Genomic DNA, 12,894 nt, shown 5'->3' on the forward strand with positions numbered 1-12,894 from the left:
AGAACTAATTCAGCTATCAGACCGTTGGGTAAATCTGCCTGTTCCGACACCGGAACATAGGAGTCAACGATCTTTTGAAAAAGCGTCTTGCGAAGGAAGGGAGTGGTAAGTACCATCGGGCCAATTGCTTTGGTTTCGAGTTCTACTTCATTAAGCGCTTTGATCATTGGTAGGACCTCTGCTTTCTTTATTGCTGTGTTTATTGCTGGCTATGCGTTACTATTTTACCACATATAACCCTGTTTTACAAGTGCGGAATGCAAGTCTAAATCTACTTTAAGTCTTTCTTTTATGGTATCTCTGTTTTGGTTGCTCATAAAGGATATTTGTAAGCGTTCAGCCCCTAAGGCACAAAGATACCCACTCGATGCTCGATGCTCGATCCTCGATACTGGATCCTTTACCAGCATCAAGCATCCAGCATCAAGCATCCAGCATCGAGCATCGAGCATCCAGCCTCATGGGATGAACGGTTACGGATATTTAATTAAAAATATAGCAAGCTCTTTTATTTTTATCCGAAAATCTTCATTAAGTCGGTGTGGTGCAGAAACCAGGTTTCTTCACGAAACCTGGTTTCTGTCGACTACCTTTCAGCTTACCAGACGGAAACCTGCACCTGTCCCTTAAGGACATTATTATCGTAATCGGCCTCTTCGTCTTTAATTATATAGTTGAGGGAACACATAGCATTGTCATCGTGAATAAAGTAATTGCCGCCGATGGTAATCCAGTTCTCCTCATCATCATCCTCATCGGTATTGGGATCATAACCATCATATCGGGCTCCCACTTCTATCTGGTCATTTACCTTATAACGTGAATATGAAAACTAACACCAACGGTTACAGTGGTTTAGGTGAAACAGCCTCAGTTAACAAACAGTCAGCATATTATACCAACATTAAACTATAGTCTGCCTGATTAGACTACCTCTATCAAGATTTAGTAGCCTCGAATAAGTACTCAGGCTCACATAACATCTTGATTGGCAATCTGTTCTGGTAGATTTGAGTTTTCATATTCACGTTTATACAGGGCCTGGGCAAAATAGCCCTGGCTGTCTATATCCTCATTAAATGGATACCCTGAACCCATAACAAACTCACCCAGAAGCCGCAGGCCTTGCTGGCTGTAACCTGCCTCTATTCCGGTTCGGCTGAAGCTGACATCTCCCTCGGCTCCGGCTGCCCCCTGCCAATGATAGGCAGCTACATCGAGTCCCTCGATGGGAGAAACGGCCAGCCGGCCCAAGAAGTCAAAATCGTCATTATCGTCAGAAAAGTTGTTCGGCGGCGCACCAGCCCCCCCATTAAACACACCCAGGTTAAAGCTTACCCCATTTTCCAGGTTGGTCGTAGATTGGATACCGCACTGATACCCCATACCATATGCATAAACCAATCGAGGGTAGTTAATGAAATCCAGTTTGGCTACTGACATAGGCGCATAGTGGGTAAAATTAGGCGCCAGGCAACCAACAGACAAATCAGTCATGGGTATAAGCCCGGGGAAAGTGATCTTAGCCTCCAGTATCTCCGGCGAGTGTTTCATCTCTGTCTCGATATACCACTTAACGCTCTCCGAACCAATCTGCCCCGTGGCCAGAAGTCTGGCCCGGTTAAGAGTAAAAGAAGTATTTTCATTAGCATCTTGAGAAGGTGGATAAGTCGTCTCATCCTCCGCCATCAAGAAACCGGCCTGTAATATCGTCCCTAACTTAAAGGCGCCCTTGCCGGATTCCACCGTCTCGGCCTGAACTGAATTAATCGCGCACAAGACCAACCCTAAGGTCAATCCTAAGGACAGCAACATCTTCTTCATTTGTTATTTTCCTCCTGTCTTGAAGTTTAACTCCCTTGGTCTTAAAAAGACCTGTTCTCTCTCTGCTTTTATCTTATTTTCTAACCTGACTCATCACCTCCTTTTTTTCAGTATTGTTTATAGTATAATATAATAGGATGGGGAAAGATGTATTTACCTCCGGTGAGACGTCTGGGCTACTATTTTATCCGTGCTCATCCGTGTTAATCAGTGGCTAAATAGTTACAAATTAAAAATGGATTATACACCTAATTGTCAAAATTGTCAAGCAAAATTTTACCGCCAGACTGACCGGATCAAGCCCTCCATTTCCTAACCGGTTTCGTATCTTTGGATTGGGCATAAATCGACCTTTTGGCCTACTCTTCCATAACCGCGAGTCTCTTTAAGGCCTCCAGTTTTTCCGTGCGCCCGACTTTGGCCGCGTTTAGGGCCTTTTTCAGGAGGCTGATGGACCGGTTATACAGGGCCCGGTCTACGGGATAGGGGTGGCCGTCCTTTCCACCGTGAGCAAAGCTGTAGCGAACCGGATCTCTAACACTAACCTTAGCCCCGTAGACCAGCTCGGAAAGTAAGGCCAGCGCCCGAATGGTCTTGGGCCCGATTCCGGCTGTGCCAAGGAGCGCTTCAAAATTCCGGGGTTGGGTCTCATAACTGGCCAGAAGGATTCGCTTTATTCTCTGGGGATTAATATCGGAGACAAGCACCTGATGGCGTGGGGGCAGGTCCAGGTTTTGCAGTCTGGAAAGCTGTTGGGCGATAGATTCGGGGTTCTCTTTAGAAAGAGAAGCCGAAATCGATCTAGCCTCCTCGCTTTCAAGGGCGACCATATTAAGGGGCGTTTCCAGATGATCGCAGCAAATGGCTGAGTGAGGCTCGCACACGAAGTCCTTTACCTCTCCACCCAGCCAGTGATACCGTCGGGCGTACCGGGTGTTTTCATTCATCCCCTGTTGAATCACTCCCCAGTAGCCTTCTTTGGTAAAGAGAAAGACATGGTGATAAAGCTGATAGCCGTCCTGAAGGCCAGAGTTGTCCACCTTGGCGGTCATCCGGCTGGCATAGATAAGCCTTTGCGGATCTTGGGAAAGGCGGTCACTAAATGATTCAATCTCAGCCGGTGTCTTTCTCGATCTGGCCCCTTTACCTCCGGCCACAAACAGACCCAGATCGGATTCCAGCCCGGCGATGCCTTCCTTCAGCGCCCCGCAGACAGTGGTGGTCACCCCGCTGGAGTGCCAATCAAAACCCAGGGCACAGCCAAAGGCCTGAAACCAGAAAGGATCCGACAGCCTGAGGATCATCTCTTCCGGCCCAAATTCACTTACCACCCAGATGGCCACCTCTCTGGCCAGGCGTTTCATCCTCGAGAAAAGCCAGGCTGGGGCCTTGCCGTAATGGAGGGGTAGATTAGCTATGCCGGTTCGCATCTTAATTCAGTTGGAAATGAGCGGACCCGTATCACTGATAGCATTGGGTCACTTCAGGCTCTCTAATAGCCCTTACTTTACCTCGCTGCTCTTATCTGACCTTGTCTATTTCCTTGTAACCGTTCAGGTATGCACGAATTAGCACGGATAAATAACACAGGACAGAAGGCGGAAGTGTAGGGACAGGGCTTGTCCCTGTCCGTGCTTGTCCCTGTCCGTTCCATAGGCGGACAACCACAAGGGTTGTCCCTACAACCTAATCACGGACACGAATCACGGACACGAATCACGGATTTTCCGTGTTTCATCTGTGTGCATCTGTGGCTGAACGGTTACATTTCCTTTAGCCTGCTCTATTATCACTTACATCCCAACTCTACCACTTTTCCCCCAACCGAGGGATCCACCGCATCCTTAGTAAAATAAATAATCTGATGATCCTTAGCCAAATCGGCCAAAGTAGCCAGAGCCGCCTTTTTCCTTGCCTGGTCAAAGTTGACGAAGGGATCGTCAAAAAGAAAGGGCAGTTGAGGGACCTGACAAAGATATTGGGTAACGGCCAGCCTAAAGGAGAGGTAAAGCTGATCAAGGGCGCCTTGGCTGAGATAATTAACCGGCACAGGGATTTCCCTCCCCTCCTCTTCTCCTATGGGAAGATTGACCATAATTTGCAAATCCTTATCTATGGTCAAATCCTTATATTTTCCTCTGGTTAGGCGCTGAAAATTCTCAAGGGTATAATCTCTTAAAGCCGGCGCAAATTCATCGTAGGTCTCTTCGGCTGCCTCTTCCAGAACCTTGATGGCTAATTCCAAAGCCTCCTTACGGAATTTATAGCCTTGATATTTAAGACGCGTTCCCTCCAACTCGCTTTCTACCGTGCCAGGGTCGCCTTTAAGGACAAATTGATCGTAATTAACCAAATCTTGCTTAAGGGCAATATCTTCTTCTTTGAGCTGGTCGAGTTCTTCCTTGAGTCTGGCCACTCTGCTTTCATATTCGGTAAACTCGGCCGGGCTCAAGATGACCCCGATCTCGTGCAAGGCCAATTCGAACTTAGCCGCTGAGGCTAAAAAATCCTTCTTTTGTTTTTCCCAATCAGCATACGGCCTTCCTCCCAACAAGATATCCCTTTTTTCTTCCAGGCTCTTTTTTCTATTTCGGATCATATCTACTTTTTTAAACGTATCTTCGTATTCAAACAGACTAAAGCAGCCGGTACCTTTTAGTATATCTTCCATCTCCTGGCTGGCTCGCCGGACTTCTTTATCTATTTCCTTGAGCATATCACGGATGGATCTCATTTTAAGGAAACGATTCAGGCCGACCACAAGTCCCCCTAAACTGAAGGCGGCTATTAGATAAAGCAGCCATTTAAAAATAGGCATAAGGCTCACCAGCAGATTTTGGAGGACAAGAGAAAGGGAAAGGATAAGAACCAGGCTGATAAAAAGGCCCCGGCCTCTTTTTAACCTCTCCATCTTGAGGTCGTATTCGGCCCGTCTTTCTCTCAGCACAGACAACTTGCCTTGATAAGCATTAAGCTTGCCTAAGATCGCCCGGTCAAAAAGAGTGAGATCAATCGACCTTATGGTTTCATTCAGGGGAGCTAATTCCTTATCACATTCAGCCACCTTATCCAATACTTCTCCAATTCTTTTTACCTCTTCATCGCATCTGTCTTTCTTCTCTTTTAAATCACGTTGAGTATACCACCCCTCGACCAGTGGCTCAATAGCGGCTATCTTCTCTTTCAGGTCGCTTATCTTTGACTGTAGTTCCGCCTCTTTTTTAATCATAGATTCGTAAGTGCTGTAATTTTTCTTCATTTCCATCAGACGGCCGGATAGCTCCTCGACCTTGGCTTCATAAGTCTTAAGTAAGCCCTTGTGGACATAACCATCCTTGACAATCTCCTGAAGAGAATCATTCAGGGTCTTAAGCGCCCTGCCTACTTCCTGCTCACCTATGGCCCGCTGAAAGATAGCCTGAGATATCCCCTGGGTTTGGCTGGTAACCAATTCCCCCTGTCGAACTAAGAGGGTAGACTCAAGAAGTGAAATATCAGTCAAGCCTAATTCTTCCTTTACCAACTCTCTCACGTTGTTTTCCGTGACTCCCTCCAGGAGATGATAATTTTCTTGTTCTTCTTGCTGATATAAATTTGGACCACGATTATCCTCCAAATTGCGATCGATTCGATAAGTTATTCCCCCTCTGGTAGTCAGGATGGCGGAAATTCGATAAGGCACTCCTTTAAGCAGGGGGCGATATTTGACCCATAACTCCTGGTCTCGTTTAAACTGTTTTCTATATCCAAAAAGAGCCGCCGAGATTCCCTCGATGATGGTTGTTTTTCCGGCTTCATTCGGCCCCATGATGATGTTTAGACCATCACGTAATTCCAGGCTATAATCCTTAAATCGGCCAAAACCCGTGAGAATTAGTTTTCGGAAGATCATTTTTTACTTGCCTCAAAATTAATTTTATGTTAAAATAGATGTAACCGTTCAGCACATGATGCTGGATGCTCGATGCTTGATCCTCGATGCTCGATCTTCGATGCTGGTAAAGGATCCAGTATCCAGGATCGAGCATCGAGCATCGAGTTTGTGCCTTAGTGGCTGAACGCTTACAAATAGATATGGTTTGGAGAGGTGCCGGAGTGGTTGAACGGGGCTGCCTGCTAAGCAGTTGTAGGGTAACAACTCTACCGAGAGTTCGAATCTCTCCCTCTCCGCCAGATAAAATTAATCACCAAGGAGATAAAAACTAAGGAGAGTATACCCTAAAATACCAAACCAGTCAAGGAAAAATTTATCATCTGTTGCAACACCGTGGCTGTGATGCGATCACAGCTTGCGGTGAGGGGATGTTGGGCCGGGATGACGTTGTCCAAGGTCGGTTGTTTTTACGTAACTACTCAAAACTAAGTTAAGCAGTTAGTTGGGAGACAAAGCAAAATTCCCTCTCCCTTGAGGGGAGAGGGATAGGGTGAGGGTGAAATGGGAGAGAGGGGAAGCTCTTATGCCGACGCTGTCAGGACAAAAGGAGATGAAACTTAACCCATAGCACTATAATCTGTATTAGCCCCTAATAAGTAATAATCAAAGAATGTCATGTTTAAGCGAATTTTGAAACGCATGCGAGAAAAAGTTCGCAGACGAGAGTATATAATGACGTCCCATGCAAGAAAAGAAATGAATGATGATGAGTTAACCATTTATGACATTGAACGTGGTATCCTTACTGGTGAAATAATAGAACGTCAGAAGGATAAAGTGACCGCTGAATGGAAGTACCGCATCAGAGGAGAAACGATTGAAGGCGATGAAGTTGAAGTAATTGCAAAGCTAAGTCCGACCAATAAACTTGTTTTTATTACTGTATATGTACCATGAAGGTAGGAGGAAATCAAATGGTATGTGACATTTGTGGGCAAGAAGGGGCTCGCATCCGCAGGGTTGCCGAAACCTATGGCAAAAGGAAGGATTTGATAGTAATAGAGAATATCCCCATGGTAAGTTGCACCAGTTGTGGAGAGAGCTACTTTACAGCAGAAACCCTTCATGAAATTGAGCGCATTAGAATCCATCACAAGAGTTTTGCTGTTGAACGCCCTGTGGAGGTTGCCCAATTTGCATAATTGAATAGAGGGGCTAACCAATCGCTGAAGCTGACGGCGGGCAAGCCCGCCGCAGCTTAGCTCAATCGATGAGCTTACTTTTTTAACTTGATTTTGAGTAGATACGTTTTTACTGAGGTGATTGGATGAAGGAACCAGCCTATCTTTATGGCGCTAAACTAAAGAGAATAATTGATGGAGACACCGTTGACCTGATGGTGGATCTTGGCTTTCGTACTTTGACCTATCAGCGTTTCCGGCTCAAAGGAATAAATACTCCCTCCATATTTGGCGTCAGCAAAGACTCATCCGAATATAAGCAAGGACAGAAAGCCAGGGAATACGTGATGCAGCGATTCAAAGAAAATGACGGGGAATGCCTGGTTAAGAGTCATCGAATGGAAAAATATGGCCGGTGGATAGGTGAGATTTGGTTCAGAGATTCAGAGAAATCGTTGAATCAAGAATTATTTGATCACGACCTGGCTGAGGTGATGTAGAATTGCTCAAGGGGGCGCAGCCACTACAGGCTCAATGGCTTCTAATTCCCAGGCATTTTCTTCATGCATAGCCTGCCATACATCCCAGGCTGTTTGACCATTTAACCAGAGCTCAGGAGATGTTCCAAACAACCGCGAGAGACGTAAAGCTACCTCCGGACTAATACCTTTTCTGCCGTTGACGATCTCATTGATATGTTTACGGGAAACACCTATCCTTCGGCCTAGTTCTGTTTGTGTCATACCATACGGTTTCATAAATTCTTCCAGTAAAATTTCTCCTGGATGGATGGGTGGTCGGTTGGTGGGCATTCTCATAACCAAATACTCCTTTCAATGATAATCCACGATTTCAACTCGTCGTGGTCCTTTTTCCGTCCAGATGAAACAAATCCGGTAACGGTCGTTAATCCGGATGGAATGTTGTCCCCGACGATCATGGTGTAAAGCCTCCAGGTGATTACCGGGCGGTATTTTTAAATCTTCAAGATTTACGGCGTTATCCAGAAAATAGAATTTGCGCAAGGCAACCCCTCTCAATTCAACGGGCAGAGTTTTTCTCGCCTCTTTTGAATCGATACCGTTGTAAATGTCTTCCGTTCCCTTATCATAGAAATCGAGTATCAACACTAATACCCAGCAGGGCGATGTTCATGGTTTCGGCCATTTGTCGAATCGCGAATCTCGAAGTGCGAATCGCGAATCTATTTTTAATTCGCGATTCGCAATTCGCGATTCGCAATTCGCGATTCGCGATTAATCTGTGAGTGGCCCAAACGATGAACAAGGCCGTAATCAGTAATCAGAGGTCAGGTCTGGGCCTCTCTTCTGACTTCTGAATTACGTTATGCAACACCTCACTCAATTCTCTGATGTCGTACGGCTTAGCCGCGACACCACTAAAGCCGTATCCCTCGAAGTCGGCCATTATCGGATCATTGGAATAACCGCTGGAAACAATTGCCTTAACCTCAGGATCAATTTCGACCAGCTCTTGCATGATTTCCTTGCCTCCCATCCCACCGGGAATGGTTAAATCCAGGATAACCGCCTCAAAAGGACGACCCGCCTTCCTGGCTTCATTATATAAATCAAGGGCTTCGGCTCCGTCTCCGGCAAATTCTACCTCATAACCGAGATGTTTGAGCAGCCCACCGGCCACTTCCCGGACATCTTCCTCATCTTCCATCAGGAGTATCTTCCCTTCCCCCCTAAAGATTTCAGGCCTTTCTTCCTCCTTAATTATCAATTTTTCATCAGAAGCAGGCAAATAAATATCAAAGGTTGTGCCAACTCCCACCTTGGATTTTACCTCAATACATCCATCGTGTTTTTTAATAATGGACCAGGCGATGGCCAGTCCCAGGCCGTCTCCGTCTTCTTTGGTGCTAAAATATAGGTCAAATATCTTGGGCAGGTTTTCGGCCGGGATCCCGATTCCCTGGTCTTCTATGGATATCTTCACATATTTCCCGGCTACCAAAGGCAAAAGGTCTTCCGCGGTAACCCTCACATTTTCAACCCGCACCTTAATTATCCCGCCGGAAGGCTGGGCCTGGCTGGCATTGATTATCATATTATTGATGACCTGACTGATCTGGGCTTCATCAATTACGCCTAACCAGAGATCGTCCGGTAGAGAGACCTCACACCTGGCCCTGGCCCCACTCAAGGCAAGCTCAATCGTATTCTTCAGTAATTTTGAAATAGCCACAGGCTGTTTAATCGGCGCGCCGCCTCTGGCAAAGGTGAGTAACTGTTGAGTCAAATCCTTTGCCCGCAAGCACCCTTTTTCTGACCTGGCCAACCTTTCCAGGAGTTTATCTTCAGACCTTGAATACATCCTGGCCAAATCAATATTACCCAAGATTATAGATAGAAGGTTATTGAAATCATGGGCGATACCGCCAGCAAGAAGACCGATTGATTCGAGTTTTTGGGTTCTTTGGAGATGTTCTTCCATTTTTTGTTTTTCGGTAATGTCGCGGAAGACTATGACCACCCCTATAATATTACCCTTTTTATCCCGAATAGGCGCAGCGCTGTCGTCAATAAGACGTTCTGTTCCATCTCTATCAATAAGGGCTGTCCGGTCGGTCAGACTAACAACTTTACCGGTTTTAATTACCTTGGCGATAGGATTCTCACAGCGCTCCCGGGTTTTTTTATTAATGATATGAAATACCTTGGTCAGGGGTTTACCTACTGCCTTCCTCTGATTCCAGCCGGTTAAGTTTTCAGCGACCTGGTTGATTAAAACTATCTCCCCATTTGTATCAGTAGCAATTACCCCATCTCCAATACTGCGCAGGGTCACACTCAGACGTTCCTTTTCGGCCGCCAGGGCTTCCTCGGCTTGTTTGCGGGTGATAATCTCCTCTTGAAGTTGTTTATTGGCTGTTTTTAGCTCAGCGGTGCGTTCGGCCACCCGGTGTTCCAGACCGAGGTTGAGTTGACGGATTTCTTCCTCTACCTGCTTGCGCTCGGTAATGTCAGCCATGCTGCCTTCGTAGCAGGCCACCCGACCATTCTCATCTCGGACGGCCCTGGCGCTAATCCGCACCCAGATGATGGCTCCGTCGCAGCGGAAAAGTTGTGTTTCAAAATTACGCACCACCCCTTCGCTCTCTATTATGGCCTGCCACCGCTTACGCTCTTCGGGGTTCACATATAGGTTGGTGGCGTTGGTCGAGAACAAGTGTCTCTGGTCAGGGTAACCCAGCATTTCTACCATGGCCGGGTTGGCATCCACGATCTGTCCTGCCGGCGTGGTTCGGTAAAACCCCACAGGCACGCCATCAAACAAGCTCTGGTAGCGGGCTTCAGCCTCTTTTAGCGCCTGGCGATGCCATGCCTTTTCCATAGCTGACTGAATGGCGGCCGGTAGGCGGGCGTAGTGTTTGGGAGATTTAAGAATGTAGTCCTCCAGGCCGGCCTTCATTGCCTTGGTAGCGATCTCCTCACTGCCGGTGCCCGTGAACATGATAACCGGACAGTTGGGCCAGTGGACCTTGACGGCCTCCAGGACCGCCAGACCGGTCGTCCAGCGGAGTTTATAGTCGGTGATCACCAGGTCGAACCCACCCGCTTTCAAGGCCTCGTTAAAGCCTTTGGCCTCGATAATCTCCTCCACCTGCACGTCGGTAAACTCCCGCCGCAATTCGCGAATAACCAGCAAGCGATCGGTCGGGTTGTCGTCAATCAGAAGAATATTCAGGGCCCCCCTCATGGACATACCTCCTTATTCCATTATCAATGGTAACCGTTCAGCACATGATGCTCGATGCTCGATGCTGGTAAAGGATCCCGTATCCAGTATCGAGTATCGAGCATCGAGGATCGAGCATCGAGGTTGTGTCTTTGTGCCAGTGGCTGAACGCTTACAAAAAATCAGTGTTTCATCCGTGTAAATCCGTGGCTGAATAGTTACATCAATTGTTAATTACTTCGGAGCTCCACCCAGAAGCGGCTCCCCTCTCCAGGCACAGATTCAAGGCCGACCCGGCCGCCCATTCGCTCTATTCCCTTACGCACCATAGCCAGCCCAATACCGGTGCCGGGGTAGTTCTCGATGCCATGCAGCCGTTCAAAGACCTGAAAGATGCGTTCCCAGTGTTCCGGAGGAATGCCGAGACCGTTGTCTTCCACCCACAGGCGCACCCACCCATCACGCGCCTCCGTCCATATTCTTACCCGTGGCTGGACCCCGGCATCCACAAATTTAACGGCATTCGTCAGCAGATTGGCCAGGATATGGCGCAAGATAGTCGAATCTCCTACCACTTGGGGCAGCGGCCTTTCTACGGTTATCCGGGCCTCCTTTTCCCGGATTTCAAGCTCCAGTTGCCTCATAACCTTTTCCACGATCTTCTCCAGATTTACCGGCTTGAGATCTATTACAGCGAGGCTGAGGCGGCTGTAATCCAACAGGTCACAGATCAGGGCGTCCATATGCTGGGCAGCCTCGATGATGTGCTGAGCGTAGTTCTGACCGTCCAGGTCCAGACGGCCGCCGCAGTCATCCAGTAAAGCGCGACTAAAAGCCTGCAGGCCACGCAAAGGAGCCCGCAGCTCGTGGGAAACATTATAGGTAAAAGCCTTCAGTTCAGCATTGATTTCCTGAAGTTGGGCGGTCCGCTTAATCACACGCTCCTCCAATTCGGCGGCATGATGTTTGACTTGCTCGTGCAAGCGGGCTTGATGAATGGCAATCGCCAGCGGGTTGGCCACCTCGCGGGCAATGTCCACGTATTCGGAAGTAAAATAGCCAGGGCTGCCTGATCCAAGATTAAAGCTGCCGATCAATTCATTCTGAAGAAGGAGAGGCACATTTATGTAAGAATGCAGCCCTTCAGCCTGCAGTCTTTGGTCTACTGATGTCGGCTGGGAGAGGTTCCGGATGTCCTCCACCACAATAACCTCACCATGCCTAAGTTCTTCAATGCCCCCAAATTCCTCTAATGGAAAACGCACCCCTGTTCCAAGCTTAGTCTCACCATCAACGTGGACGGCAAGCACCAGGGCCTCATGGTTTTCAAAGTCGAAGACCGCCACACTGGCCCGCCGACAGGGTATTAACTGCCGAATGTGATCCAGGCCAGCCTGAGCAATCGCCTCCGGTGACTGGGCGGCCAGGATAGCCCGATCAATATCACGTAGGGTGCTTAGACGTTCCGCATAATGACGCAGCTTTGCCTCTACCCGCTTGCGCTCAATGGCATAACGCATAACGCGCGAAAGCACCTTGCCATCAACCACCCCTTTAACCAAATAATCCTGCGCCCCCTCCTGCACCGCCTTGACCGCCAGCCTCTCATCGTTAAGACCAGTCAGCACTATGATCGGCATTTCCGGAACCTGAGCGTGCACCCTGGTAAAGGTATCAAGCCCCTGACTCTCCGGCAGGGAGAGGTCCAACAGGATCACATCGGTCTTTCCCTTAACCAGGCAGGCCAGTCCGGTCGAAAGCCGGTCGGCGCACTCCAAGTCGAAAGTCGTGTCCCTCACTTCGGCCAGCTTTTCCCGGATCAGGTTGGCATCGCCAGGATTATCTTCGATCAGCAGAACTCTTGTGATCTCAGATTGTTCCGATTTCGGATTGCGGATTGTGGATTTCGGATTTCGGATTGCGGATTGCGAATGGCGGATTGCGGATGGCGCACCCACTTTGTAAGTACCCGGGATGGCGGATTTTTTATGCTCTGTATTCTTTGGGTCTTTCATTTCCAAAAATCCTTTCAATCTGCCGAATGGCAAATCGCCGGTTTACACCACTAACGACAAATGTCTTGCCCTCTACGGTCTGTTCCTTTGATGGTATCTACTCAAAATCAAGTTAAAAAAGTAAGCTCATTACAGATTATAGTGCTATGGGTTAAGTTTCATCTCCTTTTCTACCGACAGCGTCGACATAAGAGCTTCCCCTCCCGCCCATTTCACCCTCACCCTATCCCTCTCCCATCAAGGGAGAGGGAATTTTGCTTTGTCTCCCAACTAACTGCTTAACTTAGTTTTG

The 12,894-nt window shown here is 47.9% G+C and carries 13 protein-coding genes and 1 tRNA gene; 5 read left to right on the plus strand and 9 right to left on the minus strand.

What is annotated here, in order from left to right:
- Nucleotides 1-224 precede the first annotated feature (224 nt).
- From AB1797_08425 to AB1797_08445, 5 genes are all read right to left on the minus strand, one after another.
- The gene (locus tag AB1797_08425) at nucleotides 225-452 is read right to left on the minus strand and encodes a hypothetical protein (protein ID MEW5767633.1); all 228 of its coding nucleotides are present in this window, start codon (nucleotides 450-452) and stop codon (nucleotides 225-227) included.
- Nucleotides 453-598: 146 nt separating this feature from the next.
- A complete protein-coding gene (locus AB1797_08430) occupies nucleotides 599-793 on the minus strand; it encodes a hypothetical protein (GenBank protein ID MEW5767634.1) in 195 nt (64 codons plus the stop codon).
- 179 nt (nucleotides 794-972) lie between these two features.
- Nucleotides 973-1,824, minus strand: a complete 852-nt coding sequence (locus AB1797_08435; GenBank protein MEW5767635.1) for a hypothetical protein — start codon at nucleotides 1,822-1,824, stop codon at nucleotides 973-975.
- 359 nt (nucleotides 1,825-2,183) lie between these two features.
- Nucleotides 2,184-3,254: a DUF763 domain-containing protein gene (locus AB1797_08440; GenBank protein MEW5767636.1), complete on the minus strand. Its 1,071-nt coding sequence runs from the start codon at nucleotides 3,252-3,254 to the stop codon at nucleotides 2,184-2,186.
- Nucleotides 3,255-3,613: 359 nt separating this feature from the next.
- Nucleotides 3,614-5,716, minus strand: a complete 2,103-nt coding sequence (locus tag AB1797_08445; protein MEW5767637.1) for an AAA family ATPase — start codon at nucleotides 5,714-5,716, stop codon at nucleotides 3,614-3,616.
- Nucleotides 5,717-5,905: 189 nt separating this feature from the next.
- Between AB1797_08445 and AB1797_08450 the strand changes: the two genes are divergently transcribed.
- From AB1797_08450 to AB1797_08465, 4 genes are all read left to right on the plus strand, one after another.
- Nucleotides 5,906-5,997 (plus strand) — tRNA-Ser (locus AB1797_08450).
- A 433-nt stretch (nucleotides 5,998-6,430) separates the two neighbouring features.
- The gene (locus tag AB1797_08455; GenBank protein MEW5767638.1) at nucleotides 6,431-6,655 is read left to right on the plus strand and encodes a DUF4258 domain-containing protein; all 225 of its coding nucleotides are present in this window, start codon (nucleotides 6,431-6,433) and stop codon (nucleotides 6,653-6,655) included.
- A 17-nt stretch (nucleotides 6,656-6,672) separates the two neighbouring features.
- Complete coding sequence (locus AB1797_08460) at nucleotides 6,673-6,900, plus strand: type II toxin-antitoxin system MqsA family antitoxin (protein MEW5767639.1); 228 nt, start codon at nucleotides 6,673-6,675, stop codon at nucleotides 6,898-6,900.
- Between the two features lie 125 nt (nucleotides 6,901-7,025).
- Entirely contained in the window at nucleotides 7,026-7,379 is a 354-nt protein-coding gene (locus tag AB1797_08465; protein MEW5767640.1) for a thermonuclease family protein, read from the plus strand.
- Nucleotides 7,380-7,385: 6 nt separating this feature from the next.
- On the opposite strand, the gene AB1797_08470 is transcribed toward AB1797_08465, so the two are convergent.
- The 3 genes from AB1797_08470 to AB1797_08480 form a co-directional block, all read right to left on the minus strand.
- Nucleotides 7,386-7,697, minus strand: a complete 312-nt coding sequence (locus tag AB1797_08470) for a HigA family addiction module antitoxin (GenBank protein MEW5767641.1) — start codon at nucleotides 7,695-7,697, stop codon at nucleotides 7,386-7,388.
- Nucleotides 7,698-7,712: 15 nt separating this feature from the next.
- On the minus strand, nucleotides 7,713-8,009 hold the full coding sequence (locus AB1797_08475) for a type II toxin-antitoxin system RelE/ParE family toxin (GenBank protein MEW5767642.1): 297 nt from the start codon (nucleotides 8,007-8,009) through the stop codon (nucleotides 7,713-7,715).
- 172 nt (nucleotides 8,010-8,181) lie between these two features.
- Entirely contained in the window at nucleotides 8,182-10,608 is a 2,427-nt protein-coding gene (locus AB1797_08480) for a PAS domain S-box protein (protein MEW5767643.1), read from the minus strand.
- On the opposite strand from AB1797_08480, the gene AB1797_08485 reads away from it, so the two are divergent.
- Nucleotides 10,607-10,789, plus strand: a complete 183-nt coding sequence (locus AB1797_08485) for a hypothetical protein (protein MEW5767644.1) — start codon at nucleotides 10,607-10,609, stop codon at nucleotides 10,787-10,789. The genes AB1797_08480 and AB1797_08485 overlap by 2 nt on opposite strands.
- A gap of 28 nt (nucleotides 10,790-10,817) precedes the next feature.
- On the opposite strand, the gene AB1797_08490 is transcribed toward AB1797_08485, so the two are convergent.
- Nucleotides 10,818-12,602 carry an ATP-binding protein gene (locus tag AB1797_08490; protein MEW5767645.1) on the minus strand — a complete coding sequence of 595 codons (1,785 nt, stop codon included), beginning with the start codon at nucleotides 12,600-12,602 and terminating at the stop codon, nucleotides 10,818-10,820.
- Nucleotides 12,603-12,894 lie beyond the last annotated feature (292 nt).

The sequence above is a fragment of the bacterium genome, assembly GCA_040753085.1.
GTDB lineage: Bacteria > UBA9089 > JASEGY01 > JASEGY01 > JASEGY01 > JASEGY01.